The organism is Nitrospira sp. CR1.1, from assembly GCA_014055465.1.
Lineage (GTDB): Bacteria > Nitrospirota > Nitrospiria > Nitrospirales > Nitrospiraceae > Nitrospira_A.
Genome location: WIAF01000001.1, coordinates 310,671 through 328,415, shown reverse-complemented (window position 1 = coordinate 328,415; position 17,745 = coordinate 310,671). Strand labels below are relative to the sequence as shown.

At 60.1% G+C, this 17,745-nt stretch carries 13 protein-coding genes; 9 read left to right on the top strand and 4 right to left on the bottom strand.

The genetic code is table 11. From position 1 onward, the window contains the following. The first annotated feature begins 104 nt into the window (after positions 1-104). From GDA65_01540 to lipA, 5 genes are all read left to right on the top strand, one after another. Positions 105-779 carry a hypothetical protein gene (locus GDA65_01540; GenBank protein ID MBA5861383.1) on the top strand — a complete coding sequence of 225 codons (675 nt, stop codon included), beginning with the start codon at positions 105-107 and terminating at the stop codon, positions 777-779. A 145-nt stretch (positions 780-924) separates the two neighbouring features. Beyond that, positions 925-1,902 (top strand): pyruvate dehydrogenase (acetyl-transferring) E1 component subunit alpha, encoded by a 978-nt coding sequence (gene pdhA / locus GDA65_01535; protein MBA5861382.1) that lies wholly within the window; start codon positions 925-927, stop codon positions 1,900-1,902. Between the two features lie 3 nt (positions 1,903-1,905). Next, a complete protein-coding gene (locus GDA65_01530) occupies positions 1,906-2,883 on the top strand; it encodes a pyruvate dehydrogenase complex E1 component subunit beta (protein MBA5861381.1) in 978 nt (325 codons plus the stop codon). 63 nt (positions 2,884-2,946) lie between these two features. Beyond that, on the top strand, positions 2,947-4,149 hold the full coding sequence (locus GDA65_01525) for a dihydrolipoamide acetyltransferase (GenBank protein ID MBA5861380.1): 1,203 nt from the start codon (positions 2,947-2,949) through the stop codon (positions 4,147-4,149). Further along, on the top strand, positions 4,146-5,054 hold the full coding sequence (gene lipA / locus GDA65_01520; protein ID MBA5861379.1) for a lipoyl synthase: 909 nt from the start codon (positions 4,146-4,148) through the stop codon (positions 5,052-5,054). The genes GDA65_01525 and lipA overlap by 4 nt, the downstream gene beginning before the upstream one ends. Positions 5,055-5,209: 155 nt before the next feature. Here lipA and GDA65_01515 read toward each other — a convergent pair whose 3' ends face one another. Beyond that, positions 5,210-6,457: an outer membrane beta-barrel protein gene (locus GDA65_01515; GenBank protein ID MBA5861378.1), complete on the bottom strand. Its 1,248-nt coding sequence runs from the start codon at positions 6,455-6,457 to the stop codon at positions 5,210-5,212. After that, on the bottom strand, positions 6,454-8,166 hold the full coding sequence (locus GDA65_01510) for a mechanosensitive ion channel (GenBank protein MBA5861377.1): 1,713 nt from the start codon (positions 8,164-8,166) through the stop codon (positions 6,454-6,456). Before GDA65_01510 ends, GDA65_01515 begins: the two co-directional genes overlap by 4 nt. 491 nt (positions 8,167-8,657) lie before the next feature. Here GDA65_01510 and GDA65_01505 point away from each other — a divergent pair, with 491 nt between their 5' ends. Continuing rightward, positions 8,658-9,890, top strand: coding sequence for a sodium:proton antiporter (locus GDA65_01505; protein ID MBA5861376.1), 1,233 nt, complete (start codon positions 8,658-8,660; stop codon positions 9,888-9,890). Positions 9,891-10,103: 213 nt separating this feature from the next. Here the strand turns inward: GDA65_01505 and GDA65_01500 are convergent, their stop codons facing one another. After that, positions 10,104-11,336, bottom strand: coding sequence for an FtsX-like permease family protein (locus GDA65_01500; protein MBA5861375.1), 1,233 nt, complete (start codon positions 11,334-11,336; stop codon positions 10,104-10,106). Between the two features lie 10 nt (positions 11,337-11,346). Next, a complete protein-coding gene (locus tag GDA65_01495; protein MBA5861374.1) occupies positions 11,347-12,666 on the bottom strand; it encodes an efflux RND transporter periplasmic adaptor subunit in 1,320 nt (439 codons plus the stop codon). A 255-nt stretch (positions 12,667-12,921) separates the two neighbouring features. Here GDA65_01495 and GDA65_01490 point away from each other — a divergent pair, with 255 nt between their 5' ends. The 3 genes from GDA65_01490 to GDA65_01480 all read left to right on the top strand — a co-directional run bounded on the left by GDA65_01490 (position 12,922) and on the right by GDA65_01480 (position 17,652). After that, positions 12,922-14,301 carry a response regulator gene (locus GDA65_01490; protein ID MBA5861373.1) on the top strand — a complete coding sequence of 460 codons (1,380 nt, stop codon included), beginning with the start codon at positions 12,922-12,924 and terminating at the stop codon, positions 14,299-14,301. Further along, positions 14,225-16,999, top strand: coding sequence for a PAS domain S-box protein (locus GDA65_01485; protein MBA5861372.1), 2,775 nt, complete (start codon positions 14,225-14,227; stop codon positions 16,997-16,999). The genes GDA65_01490 and GDA65_01485 overlap by 77 nt, the downstream gene beginning before the upstream one ends. 221 nt (positions 17,000-17,220) lie before the next feature. After that, on the top strand, positions 17,221-17,652 hold the full coding sequence (locus tag GDA65_01480; GenBank protein ID MBA5861371.1) for a response regulator: 432 nt from the start codon (positions 17,221-17,223) through the stop codon (positions 17,650-17,652). Positions 17,653-17,745: the final 93 nt, after the last annotated feature.

Genomic DNA, 17,745 nt, shown 5'->3' with positions numbered 1-17,745 from the left:
AGCGCCCAATCGCCTATCGATATCCCGATTCGCGCGAGATTGAAATGGCCTTCCCAATCCTTTTACAATGCGCCGTTGCTTGGAGATAGGTCAGGGAGGTAGACATGCGCGCGAATGATGGCAGGGCAGGTCGGCGTAGAAACACTCAAGCGGTAATCGGGTTGGTGGTTGGAGCCATGGCGCTGGCAGTCAGCGCGCCGGCGTGGGCGATCGATGTCAAGTTGTCGCCAGAAGAAGCCAAGAAGGCCTTGGAAGTCGGGCGAGCGCCTATGGAGAAAGCCGGTTCGCCGGAAGACGTGAAAAAAATCTTGCAGCAGGCCTCACTCGTCACACGAGTCGGCGCAGATCCCGAAAAAGATCCCTGCGGCGCGAGCGCCATTCTGCGCACCAAGCGCTACCGCTTGGAGGCGTTCGGCAGGCAGGAAGCGGCCGAATCGAAAAAGCAGAAGAAAGAGGTGCGCATGCCCGACGAGTTTATCCAAAAAGTCGTGGACATGCCGAATATGGAAGTTGAAGTGCAACTCTGCGGCGATGACGAATACTTCGCGGAAAAGGCGGACGTCGTGTTTCAGCAAAAGGGCAAGAATATCCGCCCGGTCGATCTCAGTCCGGCTGATCGAGGGAGAAAAAACGACGGCACGGGTCCCGCCTACCGGTCGCGTTTCACGGCCCGGTTCGGGTACGAGTCGTTTGACCCCAATGCCAAAACCGCGATCATTGTGACCCTGCAAGATGGTCAGACCATGCAGTTCGATGCTGATTTTTCGCAGGTGAAATAGCCTCCCGTGTTGGTGCGGGCATATGTGCCCGCACCAACATCGCCGTGCGATCCCATTCCTCCTTCGACATTGGGTTTTTCATTCGTGCCATGCTGTGCTGACGACCGATGATCGCGGTTGAGTCGTCCTGTCGTGGACATGCATAATGGCGGACATGGACAAGGCCGATCTGCTTTCCCTCTATCGCCGGATGTTGCTGATCCGCCGGTTTGAAGAAAAATCGGCGGAGATGTATGCGCTCGCCAAGATCGCCGGATTTCTCCATCTCTATATCGGGGAAGAAGCCATTGCGGTCGGCGCGATTGCCGCGCTGCGTCCGGATGATTATGTGATCAGCGCCTATCGCGACCATGGACACTGTCTGGCTCGCGGGTCGGATCCCGGCAAGGTGATGGCCGAGCTCTTCGGCAAGGCGACCGGGCTCTGTCAGGGCAAGGGCGGCTCCATGCATCTGGTGGATCTCCAGAATCGCTTCATGGGCGGCTACGCCATCGTCGGCGGGCATATCCCCCTGGCGACAGGATTGGCCTTCGCGTCGAAATATCAAAAGCAGGATCTGGTCACCGTCTGTTTTTTCGGCGAAGGCGCCGTGCCGAGCGGCCAGGCGCATGAAGCCTTCAATCTGGCGGCTCTGTGGAAACTGCCGGTGATTTTTATCTGTGAGAATAATCGATACGGCATGGGTACGCCTGTGCATCGGGCCGTGGCCTTGTATGAGAACGTGGCGGAGGCCGCGCGCTCCTATGGCATTACGGCGGAGCGGGTGGATGGTATGGATGTGTTAGCCGTGCGGGCCTTGATGCGACGGGTGGTGGATCAGGTTCGCGCAGGACAGGGGCCTTGTTTCATCGAAGCGATGACGTATCGCTTCATGGGCCACTCGATGGCCGATCCCTCCCATGGCCACTACCGGAGCAAAGACGAAGTGGAGGAACATCGCAAGCGCGATCCGCTGACGCTGCTGAAGGAGGCGATGCCGAGCCAGGCTCAGTGCAGCGAATCCGACGTGAAGCAACTCGAGCGGGAGGTCGGTGATGCCGTGGCGGCGGCGGTCAAGTTCGCCGACGAGAGCCCGTTTCCCGATCCTGCAAGCCTGCATGCCGATATACTGGCGGAAGATTAGCCCATGTTGATGTCCTACCGGGAAGCCCTCAACCAGGCCATGCGGGAAGAAATGCGTCGAGACCCGCGCATCTTTTTGATCGGTGAAGAGGTGGGCTATTACCAGGGCGCCTTCAAAGTCACCAAAGGATTTGTCGAGGAATTCGGTCCGCAGCGTGTGGTCGATACGCCCATTACGGAGGCCGGATTTACCGGGCTGGCCATCGGAGCGGCTATGGCCGGATTGCACCCGATCGTTGAACTGATGACCATGAACTTCGGCATCGTCGCGCTCGATCAGATCGTCAACAACGCGGCCAAGATCCGGTATATGTCAGGCGGCCAGCTTTCGGTGCCGCTGGTGATTCGCGGGCCCGGCAGCGCGGCGCATCAGCTGGGGGCGCAGCACTCACAAAGTTTGGAGGCCTGGTTCTGTCATGTCCCCGGCTTGAAAGTCGTCGCGCCGTCCACGCCTCATGACGCAAAGGGATTGTTAAAGAGCGCGATTCGGGATCAGAACCCGGTGATCTTCATCGAGGCGCAACTGCTCTATGGCACAAAGGGTGAGGTTGACGAAGGCGAGTATACGATTCCGCTTGGCCAGGCTGACGTGAAGCGGGAAGGGACCGACGTGACGATCGTGGCCTATTCCAAAATGCTCCTCGTCGCGCTGGAAGCCGCCGAACAGCTGAGCCGTGAAGGCCTTGACGTCGAGGTGATCGACCCGCGCACGCTCAAACCCTTGGACCTCGATACGATCGTCACCTCGGTTAAAAAGACGGGGCATCTGGTGATCGTCGAAGAAGGCTGGCGATTTTGCGGGCTGGGCGCGCAGATTGCCGACAGCATCTACTCGGCGGCATTCGATTATTTGGACGGTCCCATCGTTCGCGTGACCGGCGAAGAGGTGCCCATGCCCTACAGCCGTCCGCTGGAAGACGCGGCCATCCCGGATGTGCCGCGTGTGGTCGCGGCCGTCAAATCAGTCTGTGGTGCCGCGTGAGAAACGGTCGCCGTTTGATTCGAGCCGGTGTACGGAGATGGTCCGCATCCTGGAGGAGGATCCATGGCTAGTCGCGTGGTCATGCCAAAATTGACGGATACGATGGAAGAGGGTGTGTTGCTGGCCTGGAAGAAGCGCGAAGGTGATCCGGTGCATGCGGGCGAAGTGATCGCTGAAATCGAAACCGACAAGGCGGTGATGGACCTGGAAGCTTTTGCCCCGGGCGTGCTGCGCAAGATTCTCGTGCGAGATGGTGAAACCGTACAGTCCGGTACGTTGATCGCGGTCATCGCCGCGGCCGATGAAGACATTGCGTCGGCCTTGTCTGACGGCGTGACGGCTGCGCCTTCGATCGGCAATGGCGCCAAAAATGGTGCCGCGCCGGGAGCGGCCCCTGCTCCACTTGCAGCGGCGCGCCCGGAGGGCGCTCGTCCATTCGCCTCTCCGCGAGCCAAAGCCCTGGCGGCTGAACGGGGCATTGAGCTGTCTACTCTCACCGGCACCGGTCCGGGCGGGCGTATTGTCGAAGACGACGTGGCCGCCGCCCTGTCTACCGGCGCGCAAGCATTGCCCGCCGGCACCGATCAGCCGTTGAACCAGATGCGAAAGGCCATCGCCAGAGCGACGGTGCAGAGCAAGGCGCCGGTCCCGCATTTTTATCTGACCATCGAAATCGACATGGAGCAGGCGGAGCGGGTACGCGATCAATTCAAGCAGAGCCGCCAGCCCCATCCCTCCATCACCGATGTGCTGATTAAGGCTGCGGCCTTGGCGCTCACACGGCATCCGGAGGTCAACGTGTCGTTTGCAGGGGACGCCATTCGAAGGTATACGCAGATCGATATCGGCGTGGCGGTCGGCATGGAAGACGGCTTGATCACGCCGGTCGTTCGAAATTGCGGCGCGAAGACCCTCACGGAAATCTCTGCGGAGACAAAGCCGCTGATTGAGCGGGCGCGGCAGAAACGATTGTCACCCCAGGAATATACGGGGGCGACGTTTGCCGTCTCCAACCTGGGTATGTTCGACGTCGACAACTTCATTGCGCTGCTCATGCCGCCCCAAGCGGCGTCGATTGCGGTGGGTGCGATTCGGGATGTGCCGGTCGTGTCGAAAGGCAAGGTGACGGCCGGGCGGCGGATGAAGGTCACGTTGTCATGTGACCATCGGGCGCTCGATGGCTTGATGGGCGCCCAGTTTCTCAAAGAGTTCAAGCGCGTCCTGGAGCATCCGCAGGAATTACTCGCTCCGGTGGGGGCATCATGAACTTCATTCACATCGATTCGCGCCACCCCTCTGAAGCGCAGCAGCCGTCAGCGCCTCCCTCACGCCGCCTGCCGCCCTGGTTTAAGGTCCGGCTGCAGACCGGTCCGGACTATCACGACATCCGCCGCACGATGGACCGGCTCAAGCTGCACACGATCTGCGAGGAGGCGCGTTGCCCGAATGTGTGGGAATGTTGGAATGCGCGTACTGCGACGTTTTTGATTCTCGGCGACATCTGTACGAGGAGATGCCACTACTGCTCGGTCGCCACCGGCCGGCCGCACGCGGTGGATCATGAGGAGCCGCTGCGCGTCGCCGAAGCCATTCAGGCGCTCAGGTTGCGCCATGCCGTGATTACGTCGGTGAATCGCGACGAACTTGAAGACGGCGGGGCGTCAGTCTTTGCGGACACCATCCGGCAGATCCGTCGCCTGATCCCCAGCTGTACGATTGAAGTGCTGATTCCGGATTTTGAGGGCAACGAAGCGGCGCTCGCGGCAGTTGCGGCCGAGCGCCCGGATATCCTGAACCACAATATCGAAACAGTGAAACGGCTATTCCCTTCGATCCGCCCGCAGGGGAAGTATCAGCGGTCGATTGAATTGCTGCGCCGGGCGAAGCAGATGGGGATGACGACGAAGTCCGGCCTGATCGTCGGCATGGGCGAATCGACGGAGGAAACACGCGAAGTCATGCGGGATTTGCGGTTGGTCGATTGCGATATCATGACCATCGGACAATATCTCCAGCCGACGAAGGAGCATCTTCCCGTCGCGCGCTTCTACCACCCCGACGAATTTGCTGCCCTAAAAACCGAAGGCCTCGCGCTCGGCTTCCGTCACGTCGAATCAGGTCCGCTGGTCCGCAGTTCCTACCACGCCGAACAGCAGGTGTCAGGATGTTGAACGCTGTTCGGTTCTGATGTTCCGCGCCCCGGCGAGCCGGGAGGCATCTCTCTCGCGTGCCACATGTAGGCGTCCTGTCATCCATCCGCGCTGTTGCCTCGACGTCTTCCGTCACGAGGGTTCGTGCATCACGGACTCGGCGCCTGCAACGATCGTCACGAATCGAAGGCCAGGATCAGCGACATCAGTAGCAGATGCTGCTCGCGCGCGAGTCCGATGACGCCCGGAGTGATATCCCCTCGTTTGAAGAATCCTCCCTCGATTCCGGTGGACTCATCATATCGATGCTCCAAGCGGATCACCGCGCTCCGGGGTGTTCCGGCCCACCTGTACTCGAGGGTGGTGGTCAGTGCTTTCAGGAGCTGTTCTGATCCGGAGATTCGTCCATTACGATCCCAATAGAATTCAGGCCGCAGGGCAAGGCTCCAGGGCCCGGAGACGTTCCACCGGGCATAGAAGGCCGCTGCCGTCCAAAAGGTGCGCGGATGACCGGTCTGGTCGGCGGCATTCTCCGTACCGAGGTCATAGGCGAATGCCAGGGTCAGCCGGTCGCGTTTCCACTCGATGATGCTGTCGGAGAAGAACCGCCAGAATTGGAGGGACGTATCGGACTGGTCTGGTCCGTAGTAGAGGTTTTCCGTGACGGTCCATTCGTCATTCAACCGGTAGGCGACTTGTGTGCCATAGCTGAATTGATTGTTCGGATGGGAAAGATAATTGTAGCCGTTGATGGCATACAGATTGATTTGCAGACGATCGGTCACAGGGTATTGGGCCGCCAGGCCGAACATGAAATAGGGGGCATTGTCGGCCATGTAGCTTCGCGTATAGTTCAGGTTGTTGATGGCGTAAAACGACTGGTATCCGATGTAGCTATTGAACAGGCCGGCCGTGATGGTGAGTCCGTTGCCGATCGGCGCCAGATAGGAGACATTGGCCCGTGAAATGTGGCGGAGTGTATCCGCCCCGTCCACCGGCTTGTCGCGCCCGGGGTTCGGAGACGGCACCAGGGCGTTCGTGTCATACCCGGCTTGCAATCCCAACTCCAGCCCCCAGCGGGATGCGTTCGTCGCATCCTTGCGCACATAGCCCATCGCCACGTTCGGGGCCAATTCATTGACTCGTGGTGTGGTGCTCTTGCTTCGCCAGAGATGGTTTTCCGGGAAGTTGAAGTTCAGCGCGTAGCTCACGTCTAGAAACGCGCCAGCGTGCCAATCTGCCGCGTCAGACGAGGAGTCGGCCGTCGCCGCGACGGACGGAAGGCCGACGGCTAGGTATGCCCACAGCCGCAGCGAGGCGATGAGCACGCGACGTGCTCGTGTTCGCCACGCGGCACGCTCGGAAGGCTGACTGGGAGATGATAGGTGTCGAGCCCCTCCTGCCCTGTATCCTGGTTCGCTCATGGCGTCGGGGATGTTGGTGAAGCCCCGCCGGGTGCGGGCTTGCCCAGGAGGCTATCCAACGGTGCGACGCGAAAGGCCGGCGCCTGGTAGGTAGGCGATACGTACGACTCTGGAATCGTGGTTTTGTTGCCGTCGCGCACTTGGGCATAGTGCGGAGACATAATTTCTACACCGGCTTCATTGAAGGTATCCTGAATGTTCTGGTGGAGATCCGAGTAGGTGCCGGCCATCTTGTTTGGGGCGCCCGTATACGCATTCAACTCATAGACGACATAAAAGTCATTGAGCGCCGTCTGCAGCACGAACGGCTCCGGGTCCGAAAGGATATTTCTCGTGGCCAGCGCCGATTTCTTGAGCAGCTCATGGACGGTCCGCCACGGGGCATCGTAGCCGAGGGTGACGGAGGTGTTAAGGATCAACGGAGGCGCCGTCAACGACGTGGAGCTGTAGTTGATGATGTGCGCGCCGAGCACGAGGGAATTGGGAATGGTGATGTCGACATTTTTGATGGTCCGAATTCGGGTCACGAGCAGGGTCTTCTCCGTCACGTCTCCGACAGTATCGGCGATTTTCACTCGGTCGCTGATTTGAAAGGGCCGCATATACGTCAGGATAATGCCGGCGATTGCGTTGCTGACGGCACCGGCAGAGCCGAGAGAGAACAAGACTCCGAGAAACACCGAGACGCCTCGGAACGCTTCCGATTGAGAGCCGGGGATGTAGGGAAAGATGGCCATGGCCGCGAAGGCGATGATCAGGAAACGGACAATCTTGTATGTCGGATTGGCCCAATCGCGATGGAAGCCGGCGAAGGTGATCGCGCCGCGCTGGATCCCATTGAACATGATTCTGAACAACGTGATGATATATCGCGTCACCAGGGCGATGACGATGATCGCCATAAGGTTGGGCAGCGCGCTCAGGAAGGTTTCGGCGATGGTGGAGAGCGTCGTCACCACAGCCTGTACGAGGGTTGTGGCGAGGTGCCGTGTCCAGGGGAACAGCCCCAGCACGGTGGTGAGGTACACATAGAGGATCATGATCGTCAGCAGGAACCGCAGGGTTCTGGCGGCGGCGATGACCTGCTGGGTAAGTGTGCGGGCGGAGAAGACTTCCACCCGCTGGATCTTGATCGCCTTAATGTGCGTGTCCTGCCATTGCTCGATACGGCGGTAGAGCTTCGGAAAGAGCTTATGGAGCACGAGCAGGATCGCGACGAAGACGGCGGTGGCTGCCACTGCCAGCGCGACATCCGTGAGCAGCATCTCTGTGCTCAGCTCGTCTTGCGCCCGGCGCAGCGCGTTTCGTAGTTTGCCCGTGTATTCCTGCGCCAACTCCTGTCGATTCCGACCCAAGGGTCTGGCATCTTCTTCGGTCACGGTCAACAACGCGAGACCGTCGATGGCGATGTCGGTTCCGTGTTCGGTTTCAACGGCGGTGATCTCCTTGGCGTCGCTGAACGGGTTGCTCGCGGCTTGTTCGAGTCGGCGCTGAATGGCGCGGGCGCGTTGCTGGGGCGTGAAGGAGCCAACCTTTTTATGCAAGACGAAGAGGGTTTCTCCAAGGTAGACCACAGGCGCCTCGTGGCTCTGCCCCGTGGATGTGTCCGTGGAAAGTTGCGGAGGGGGGGCTGGCGCTTGAGCAAGGGCCACGCTCGGGAGGAAGAGCGCGTAACACAGATATAGGCACCGTCCCAGACAGGACTTCATGATCGGCCTCCATGGAGTGATCTCGACGGACTCGTGCGCGGAGTGTCTATCACCGCGGTTGGCGTTGTGAGGAGCATTGCGGCAAGATACTGTACCCGAGGTCAAACACGTGATCAATCCGTATATTCCAGGGAGCGGGCATGGCTTGTGAAGACAGCAGCTGTGTGTTATCCGTAGGCGTGCGGTGTCGAGGGTGGACGATCCGGTCGTATGCCGGCGCCGGCGCACGCGCGCTTGTGGCTGGGTATGCTGTGCGCATTCGCCCCCGCTTCCCTGGCGGGCCCGTCAGATTTGCGATCGACAGAGCCGAGTGCGGAGCGCGGCGGGTCGGATCCCGCAGAGGACCGGGAAGACATCCCCGTGCATGATGAATCCCGCCCATCACATCATCTCGGACCAGGCTTGGAGTTGACCATGAAGGGAGAGGGTGCTCCACAGCGTGAGTGTCGCACGTCACACTTGGAGAGCGCTCCAAGGCCTGTCGAGTCGCGATGACCTTGATGCAATCCATCACAATTCTGGTCTGCCTGTCGGCTGGCTTCAGCTACCTCAATCACCGCTACATCAAATTGCCGGTCACGATCGGTCTGATGGCCATCGCCTTGGCCATGTCGCTCGTGCTGCTGTTCCTGGGCAAGCTGGGGTATGGCATCGAGAGCCAGGCGAAGAGTTTCGTTCAGGGCATCGACTTCGGCGACGCGCTCCTGCACGGCATGCTCAGTTTTCTGCTGTTCGCCGGGGCGCTTCACGTCAATCTCCATGATCTGCTCGATCAAAAATGGTTCATTGGGACGTTAGCATGCGGAGGGGTGCTCGTTTCCACGGCGATCGTGGGTTCGCTCACCTATCTGGGGTTGGATTGGCTGGGGCATCCGATTCCGCTGATTGCCGCCTTCCTGTTCGGGGCGCTGATCTCACCGACCGATCCGATCGCCGTGCTGGGAATTCTGAAGAATGCGAATGCGCCGAAGCGCTTGGAAGTCAAGATCACCGGAGAATCGCTTTTCAACGACGGCGTCGGGGTCGCGGTGTTTCTGGTGCTGCTGGCCATGGCGGATTCCGGACGAGTCACGCCGGAGGCGGTGGGTTGGTTGTTGCTGCAGGAAGCGGTCGGAGGCATTGTCCTCGGGCTCGTGTTGGGGTACGGCGCCTATCTGATGCTCAAATCCATTGATCAGCATAGTGTCGAGATCCTGATTACGCTGGCGCTCGTGATGGGCGGGTATGCGGCGGCGGACGTGTTGCACACGTCGGGTCCCATCGCGGTGGTCGTGGCGGGGTTGTTGATCGGGAACCAAGGTCGGCTCTTGGCGATGTCGGACACCACGCGGGAATATTTGGATACGTTCTGGGAGTTGATCGACGAGCTGCTGAACGCCATTCTCTTTGTGCTGATCGGACTGGAAGTGCTGGTCTTAAGTTTTAAAGATGAATACCTCTTTGCCGGATTGCTGGCGATTCCTCTGGTGCTGTTCGCGCGGTTCATCAGTGTGAGTCTTCCCGTGCAGTTCTTTCGGCTGTTCGAGGACTTGACGAACCGCGCGACCTTGATCCTGACCTGGGGAGGTTTACGCGGTGGCATCTCTGTCGCCATGGCCCTCTCGCTGCCCGCGTCGCCGTATCGCGACGCGATCGTGACCATGACCTATATCGTGGTGGTCTTCTCCATTCTCGTGCAAGGACTCACCATCGAACGGCTCATTCGAGCTCCGGAACAGTCATAACGCCACGCGGGGATGTTCGACTTCCGTCACGTCGAACGGGTCCCCCGGTTCGCCGTTCCTGCCACGCCGACCAGCCTGTCTCAGGATGTTGAAGATCGTCCCGCTCGCACTCGGCGCGCTGTGCCTTGTCGCAGGCGTCGTTCTCCCGAATGTGTGTCAGCGCTGTGAATTCCGCTCTCAGCCGTTGGCGCTCAGCCATCCGCGCCGGTGTGCTTATTCGTAATGCAGCGCTTCGATGGGGTTCATATGCGAGGCCTTGTTGGCCGGATAGAGACCGAAGAAGATGCCCACGGCCAACGAGAACAGAAAGGCGACGGCGACGGACCGGGATGAAATGATGGTGGGCCAGCCGATGAGGTGTGTGAGCACACGCGCTCCCAGGATGCCGAACAAGACGCCGGCTACGCCGCCGATGGCCGTGAGGATCATCGCTTCGACCAGGAACTGCAGCAGAATGTGGGCGCGTGTGGCTCCCACCGCCATGCGAATGCCGATTTCCCTGGTACGCTCCGTCACCGAGACCAGAAGAATATTCATGATCCCGATGCCACCGACCACCAGGGAGATGGAGGCAATGCTCAGGAGCATCATCATCATGGTGCGGCTGGCCCCGGCCACGGTGTTGGCCACGTCTTCCATCGTGCGGATGGTGAAGTCGTTTTCCTCGGCGGGGTGAATCCGGTGTCTCGTCCGCAGGAGTTCCTTGATTTCCTCCACGGCGGCGGGAATGCTGTACCGATGTTGAGCGGCGACCATGATAATGCCGACCGTCCCGAGAAACTTCGTGCCCAGGACCTTTCGTTCCGCGGTCGTGAAGGGGAGGAGGACGATGTCGTCCTGATCCTGCCCTGACAGGGACTGTCCCTTCGACGAGAGGACGCCGATCACGCGCAGAGGGACATTCTTGATCCGGATCTGCGCCCCGATGATCTCTTCGCCACGCTCGAATAAATTGCCTGCGACAGTTTTCCCCAATACGGCAACCTTGGCGGCGGCATCTTCATCCGCCTGGGTAAAAAACGCACCCTCCGCGACGGGCCAATTGCGCAGTTCGGTAAATGCGGTGGTCGTGCCGATCGCAATCGCGTTCCAATTCTTGTGTTCGTGAATGACCTGCAGAACCGAACGCGATGCATACGTGACGAGGCCGATGTCGCCGACCCGCTTTTCGATGTCCCGGGCATCGTCGACGGTCAGCGTCGAGACACTGCCAAGCCCGCCGCGCACCCCACCCGTCGTGGTGGCGCCGGGGATGATGATCAGCACGTTGGTGCCGAGGCTGGCAATCTCCCGTTGCACGGACGCCGTAGCGCCCTGTCCGAGACTGACCATGCCGACCACGGCGCCGACTCCGATGATAATTCCGAGCATGGTCAGGCCTGCGCGCAAGGGATTGCGCCGGAGCACGCGCAGCGCGGATTGAATCGTCAACCAGAGAAAGTTCATGAGGGATGCATCACCGTATTTTGGGCCCGAACTCAAAACCCGGGGGCAGTTTTTCCTGGGCGCTGTCTTCCGCGGTCACGATGCCCACAATAGCGGCGTCGCCCTCACGGACCTCGCCCGACGTGATGTCGGTATACAGGGAATCTGCAATGCCGAGGGTGACCGGCGCTGACCGCACGTGCCCCGCCGCGTCCAGCACCCAGAGTTGAGGGGTTTTACGATCCGCTGGCACGCCCGGCATGCGAAATCGTAGTGCGGAGTTCGGCGCACGAAGCGCACCCTCGTTACGAGCCGTGATGATGGTGATGTTGGCGGTCATGCCGGGCTTCAGTTTGAGTTCAGGGTTATCCACAGAAATGATCACATCGTAGGTCACGACATTCTGGATGCTGACCGGCGCATTTCTGACCTGCGTCACGATGCCGTGAAACGATTCCCGCGGATAGGCATCCACCCGGAAATCCGCGGATTTGCCCTCGGTGACGCCGCCGATATCGGATTCACTGACGTTGGCGATGACCTGCATGCGGGTAAGATCCTGCGCGAGGACGAAGAGCGTGGGCGTTTGAAAACTCGCGACGACGGTCTGTCCCTCCTCGACGTTGCGCGAGACGACAGTGCCATTCACCGGGGAATAAATCGTGGTGTAGCCCAGATCCAATTCGACGGATGCCAGCGTGGCCCTGGCCTGGTCGACCTGCGCTTGAGAAAAATCCACCTGCGCTTCGGCGTCGCGAAAGTTGGTGCGTGCGAGATCTACGTCCGATTGCGCAACGAACTGCTGTTCCCGCAGCACGGCCATGCGATTCAGTTCCAGTGTTTTTTGCACAAGCATGTTCCGTGCTTTGGCGAGACCGGCTTGCGCGCTCTTGAGCGCCGCCTTGGCTTGGCTCACCTTAGCTTGATAGGGTTTGCGATCAATCGAAGCCAGGACCTGCCCTTCCCGGACCACCGAATTAAAGTCGGCATAGATTTTCGCGATCTTTCCGGAGACCTGGCTGCCGACCTGCACGGAGATGACCGGATTGACGGCTCCCGTCGCGGTCACGAGTGAGGTGATCGGCCCACGATCGATGGTCAGCGTTTTGTAGTGACCGCCAACCGGGTCATTGGACCACCAGTACCAGAGGGCGACGATCAGAAGGGCGAGAAAGCCCGCTGTCCCAATGATGATCGGCACTCGTTGCCGACTGCGAGGAAACGTCCGTTGGTCGATGGTCGCCGGGACTTGGTCATGGCCTTGACCTTGCACTACCGGAATCGCAGTCATCACGACAGGCGTGGAGTGGGCGGTCTGCGGCGGGTCGGGTCCCGGATGGTCTGCGGTCATATATTCCCTTCGATGTTTCTCAAGGAGGACGCAAGAGAAGTGCCGTTTCTATTCCGGTTGAAAATGTGACGATGCCGGATCAGCCCGGTGTCCGGAGCAGTGCGCAAGTCATCCAGGATGGGGCATTATGCAACAGAGCGCAGAGGCAGGCTGCGGCAGGACGCCACTTGACCGCATTGGAGCGTGCCCTTTAGTCTGTGCGTGCGGAGACCGGGGAGGCTGGTGGTGCGGGCGGGAGCGAGTGAGGAAAGAACTATGACCGAGGAATGGGGCGCGGTATTGGTGGTGGATGACGATGCCGACATGCGGAGCCTCCTCTGCGATGTCCTGCAAGGGCGTGGGCATCAATGCACGGGTGTCGGCGGCGGGGATGAGGCGCTCAAGGAACTGAGTGAGGAGGATTATGCCGTCGTCCTCACCGATCTCCGGATGAAAGGCATGCAAGGCACGGAATTGCTCGCGGAAATCAAGCAGCGGTATCCTGACATCGGCGTGATCTTGATGACGGCCTTCGGCACGGTGGAGACCGCGGTGGACGCCATGCGGCATGGGGCGAGCGATTACCTGACGAAGCCGGTGAAGACCGAGGAATTGGTGCGGGTGGTCGAACGTGCGATCCGCGAGGCGGCTCTCCGCCGCGAGGTGAGTCGTCTGCGCAAGGAAGTGCACAAGGAATACAGCTTTCATCAGATACTCGGAAAGAGCAAGCCGATGCAGGCCGTCTTCGATTTGATCCGACGGGTAGCCGATAGTCCGACCAATGTGCTGATCACCGGCGAAAGTGGCACCGGCAAAGAATTGGTGGCCAAGGCGATCCACTATAACAGCGACCGGCGGGATGCGCCGTTTGTGCCCGTCAATTGTGCGGCGATTCCCGAACAATTGCTGGAAAGCGAACTATTCGGCCATATGCGGGGCTCCTTCACGGACGCCAAAATGGATAAGCGCGGGTTGTTCGAGGAAGCGCAGAAGGGCACGCTGTTTCTGGATGAAATCAGCGAACTTCCGCTCATGCTCCAGGCCAAACTTCTGCGGGCGATTCAGGAACGGGAAATCCGCCGCGTGGGCGCGACCAAGTCGATTCCCGTGGATGTGCGGATCATTGCCGCAACGAACTTGAATCTCGTCGATGAAGTAAAGCAGAAGCGATTCCGTGAAGATTTTTACTACCGGCTCAATGTCATCGAACTGCGATTGCCGCCGTTGCGGGAACGGCGTGAAGATATTCCGATCCTGGTGGATGCCTTTCTGAAAAAGTGCGCCGCCGCCCGCGGCAGGCAGATGAAGGGGCTCAGCGAGCCGGCTCTTGCGATGCTGGCCGACTATGCCTGGCCGGGCAATGTCCGGGAACTGGAGAATGTCATCGAGCGGGCCGTGACGTTGAGCCATGGCGACCTGATCGGCGCGGAAGATTTGCCCATACAGGTCCAGGGCGCTCGCGGAGACCGCCGGATTCTCGACGAAGCGGCCGAACGCACCTTGCCGCTCCATGAAGTGGAGAAGGAATATATCGTGAAAATCCTGGAGAAGACGGGCGGTAACAAATATCAGGCCGCGCATGTGCTGGGCATCGATCGGAAGACCCTCTACCGCAAGCTCGCCGAAATCGAGGGCAAACCACACGCCGACGCGTGACGTTACCGTCTTCCCCGTCGTGCGGGGAGCCATTGCCGTGCAGCCTCTGTCGCATAAACCCCTGCTTCTTGAATACGGCGGCCCTGCGCTGCTGACCTTTGGAGTATTTCTTCTCGATCTCTCGGTATCGGCGGAGTATGCCGTGTGGCTGCTCTATGCGATTCCACTTGCGCTAACAGCCACATCCTCCCGGGCGCGCGCCCCTCTGTATGGAATGGGACTGACCGCGTTGCTGGTGGTGGTCGGGGCAGTCGTCTCGACGGCGGGAATTGTGCCGCTTGCCTCATGGTTGAATCGACTCCTGGGCATCGGACTCATGGTGGCCGTCGCGGTCTTGTTGGCGGATCGCCGGAACGGCTCGGGGCCGGCAGTCGCTGAGCACGCCCGGACGGAATCGGCCACCGCCGGCGCGATCGCCCTTGCCGAAGCTGGCGTGGAAGGGGCGGTGGCTGGACAGCGCCGGGCCGAAGCGGAACTGCATCGTGACAAACTGCGGTTTGAAGGCATTGTGCAGTCGGCCATGGATGCCATCATCACGGTCGATGAAGGACAAAAAATCGTCCTGTTCAATCAGGCTGCGGAGGACATGTTTCAGTGGAGTGCGCAAGAGATGCTGGGACGGCGGTTGGACCGTCTGATCCCCGAGCGGTTCCGCAGCGCGCATGCGGAACACATCCGCGAGTTCGGCCGGTCTGGCATCACTACGCGTCAAATGGGGGCGTTGGGGGTGATCATGGGCATGCGCTCCACCGGCGAGGAATTTCCGATCGAGGCGGCCATTTCGCAAATCGGCGAGGCGGGGATGCGCTACTACACCGTCATTCTTCGCGACATCACGGCGCGGAAGCGGCTGGAACAGGAACTGGCGGAGCGAGAAGCCCTGCTGCGAGCGATCATCGAAACCGAGCCGGAGTGTGTGAAGGTGCTTGCGCCGGATGGAACGGTGCGAACGATGAATGCCGCAGGACTGGCCATGATTGAGGCCGCGAGTAATGCGGACGTCGTCGGCAAAGATATCTGCCATCTCGTCGCCGCCGAATCGCAATCGGTATTTCGCGATCTTGTCCGCAAAGCGGGCGAGGGGGAGGCGGGCCGGCTCGAATTCCAGATCGTGGGCCTCCTGGGGACCCCGCGATGGCTGGATACGCATGTGGTCCCCCTGCGTGCCGCCGACGGGACTGTCACGGCGGTGTTGGGGGTGACGCGCGATGTCACCGAATGGAAAAAGGCCGAGCAGTTGCTGCGTCAAAGTGAGGAGCGGTATCGACGCCTCCTCGCCGTCTTGCCGGATGCCATTCTGGTGGTGCGGGAGAACCGGGTTGTGTTTGCCAACGAGCAAGGGCTGCGATTGTTCGGCGCCGCAAGCGGAGAAGAACTCCAGGGAAAATGGATCTATGACGTGATTCACCCTGACTATCACGAGCCGGTCGCCCAGCGCATCCGGCATCTGCTGGAAGGCGGGGGTACTGTCCCGGAGGTCGAGGAGCAGGTCATTCGCCTGGATGGGGCGGTGGTGGATGTCGCGGTCAGGGCGGCCCACTTCCGGGACCAGGACGGGCCCGGCATCCTGATTGTGCTGCGCGACATGACGATGCGGAAGGTCGGGGAGCAACGATTGCGGGAAAGCGAGGAGCGGCTTCAAAGTTTGTTGGGGGCGATGGAGGACGTCATCTGGTCGTCATCGTTGGACTTGTCCGTCGTGCACTATGTGAGTCCGTCCGTGGCGGTGATCTATGGGCGGCCGGCAGAGGAATTTATCGCCCGGCCGTCGTTACGGCTGGCGCTCGTGCATGCCGATGATCGTGCCCTGGCTGAACAGGCCGTGCGGGACCTTCAGACCGCGGGAGAGTTTGATGTCGAGTATCGCATCGTGCGGCAGGACGGAGATGTGCGGTGGGTGCACGACCGCGGGCGAATCATCAAGGATGACGCCGGTCAACCTGTGAGGATCGATGGGATCGCCAGTGATGTGACGGAACGGAAACGGTTGCAGGCGCAGCTTCGCCGGACCGAGCGTGTGGCTGAACTCGGGACCGTGGCCTCCGGCATGGCGCATGAGATCGGGACGCCGATGAACGTCATCCTGGGGCGGGCCGAGTATTTGATGGAGCGAACCAAAGAGGAGTCGGTCAAAAAAGGCCTGCAAACGATCATCAGCCAGGTCGAACGGATCACGCGAGTCATGAATCAGCTGCTGGCATTTGCCCGCCGGCGTCCGGTCGAACATCGCGCGCTCGACCTGCGTCAGACCATCGAAGATAACCTTGAAATTTTTCAGGAACGCCTGTCTCACGGCCACATCACCGTGGAAACCTCGTTTGCCGAAGCCTGCCCATTCGTCCATGCCGACGCCGACCAGATGAGTCAGGTGTTGATCAACTTGGTCATGAATGCCATCCATGCCATGCCGGAAGGAGGGACTCTACGAGCGACGTTAGCGCCTGTGCCGGATCGCGGGATGGTCCTCCTCACGATTGCCGATACCGGCCACGGCATGCCGCAGGAGGTCATTGGAAAAATCTTCAACCCGTTCTTTACGACCAAGGAGTTCGGGAAGGGGACCGGTTTGGGCTTGACCGTGGTCAGGGGCATTATCGAGGAGCATGGCGGGACGATTCAGGTGGAGAGCAAGCCAGGAGTAGGAACGGTGTTCACCATCTGCTTGCCGATTCACGTTGCGCCGAATGCGAGATCGTAAGGGGCAACTTTTTTCCTCTCCAAGTTGAAGGACCTTGCCAGATGCGGTTGTAGCGCTTCGGGGCAGCCCGTCTGGGGTAGTGGGGTCTTTCTCGCCAACGCCGCGCAGTCCCCACTCCTGTTTGAAAAGTCCTGCATTGCAAAATTGCCAATAAACATAAGGTGTTACCGCATGCAAGGTGAGTGGCATGATGGCACATAGTTTGCGTTGGCTGCCTTGTCATGAGTGTTGCCTACCGGAGCCTCGACGTGAACGGGAGAACCCCAGCCGTGTTACTGGTGGTGGAAGATGATAAGGATATGCGCAGTTTGCTGTGCGATGAGCTGTGGGGGGAAGGGTACCAGCTGCGGGAAGCCCGCAATGGGGTCGAGGGGTTGGAGGCCGTGATGAGGGCCGCGCCGGATCTGATCGTCACGGACCTGAAAATGCCATCCGGAGGCTTCGATTATGTCCATCGGCTGAGAGACTGTGCGCCTGGCTGCCCCATCATTGTGATGACGGCGTTCGGTGATGCCCGGACGAAGGAAGAGGCGATGAAAAGCGGCGCCACGGCCTATTTCGACAAGCCGGTGCGGCTGTCGGAATTAAAAGCCACCGTCAAACGGCTTCTTCACCGTTCCGACTCCTTGCCGGAAGAGCCCTCGCTTCACTAAAGGCCCGCGCTGGACGGGCCCTGAGGCCTGGTCGCCCTCCAGCGGGGAGGGTTGTCTTCGACCCATCAGGCGTAGTACATATAGGGCCTTCAT

Coding starts and splice junctions, on each gene's coding strand:
- GDA65_01500 (MBA5861375.1), bottom strand. CDS start 11,336: ATGAACTTTCTCTGGTTGACGATTCAATCCGCGCTGCGCGTGCTCCGG.
- GDA65_01490 (MBA5861373.1), top strand. CDS start 12,922: ATGACCGAGGAATGGGGCGCGGTATTGGTGGTGGATGACGATGCCGAC.
- GDA65_01510 (MBA5861377.1), bottom strand. CDS start 8,166: ATGAAGTCCTGTCTGGGACGGTGCCTATATCTGTGTTACGCGCTCTTC.
- GDA65_01515 (MBA5861378.1), bottom strand. CDS start 6,457: ATGAGCGAACCAGGATACAGGGCAGGAGGGGCTCGACACCTATCATCT.
- GDA65_01505 (MBA5861376.1), top strand. CDS start 8,658: ATGACCTTGATGCAATCCATCACAATTCTGGTCTGCCTGTCGGCTGGC.
- GDA65_01480 (MBA5861371.1), top strand. CDS start 17,221: ATGAGTGTTGCCTACCGGAGCCTCGACGTGAACGGGAGAACCCCAGCC.
- lipA (MBA5861379.1), top strand. CDS start 4,146: ATGAACTTCATTCACATCGATTCGCGCCACCCCTCTGAAGCGCAGCAG.
- GDA65_01495 (MBA5861374.1), bottom strand. CDS start 12,666: ATGACCGCAGACCATCCGGGACCCGACCCGCCGCAGACCGCCCACTCC.
- GDA65_01540 (MBA5861383.1), top strand. CDS start 105: ATGCGCGCGAATGATGGCAGGGCAGGTCGGCGTAGAAACACTCAAGCG.
- GDA65_01525 (MBA5861380.1), top strand. CDS start 2,947: ATGGCTAGTCGCGTGGTCATGCCAAAATTGACGGATACGATGGAAGAG.
- GDA65_01530 (MBA5861381.1), top strand. CDS start 1,906: ATGTTGATGTCCTACCGGGAAGCCCTCAACCAGGCCATGCGGGAAGAA.
- pdhA (MBA5861382.1), top strand. CDS start 925: ATGGCGGACATGGACAAGGCCGATCTGCTTTCCCTCTATCGCCGGATG.
- GDA65_01485 (MBA5861372.1), top strand. CDS start 14,225: ATGTGCTGGGCATCGATCGGAAGACCCTCTACCGCAAGCTCGCCGAAA.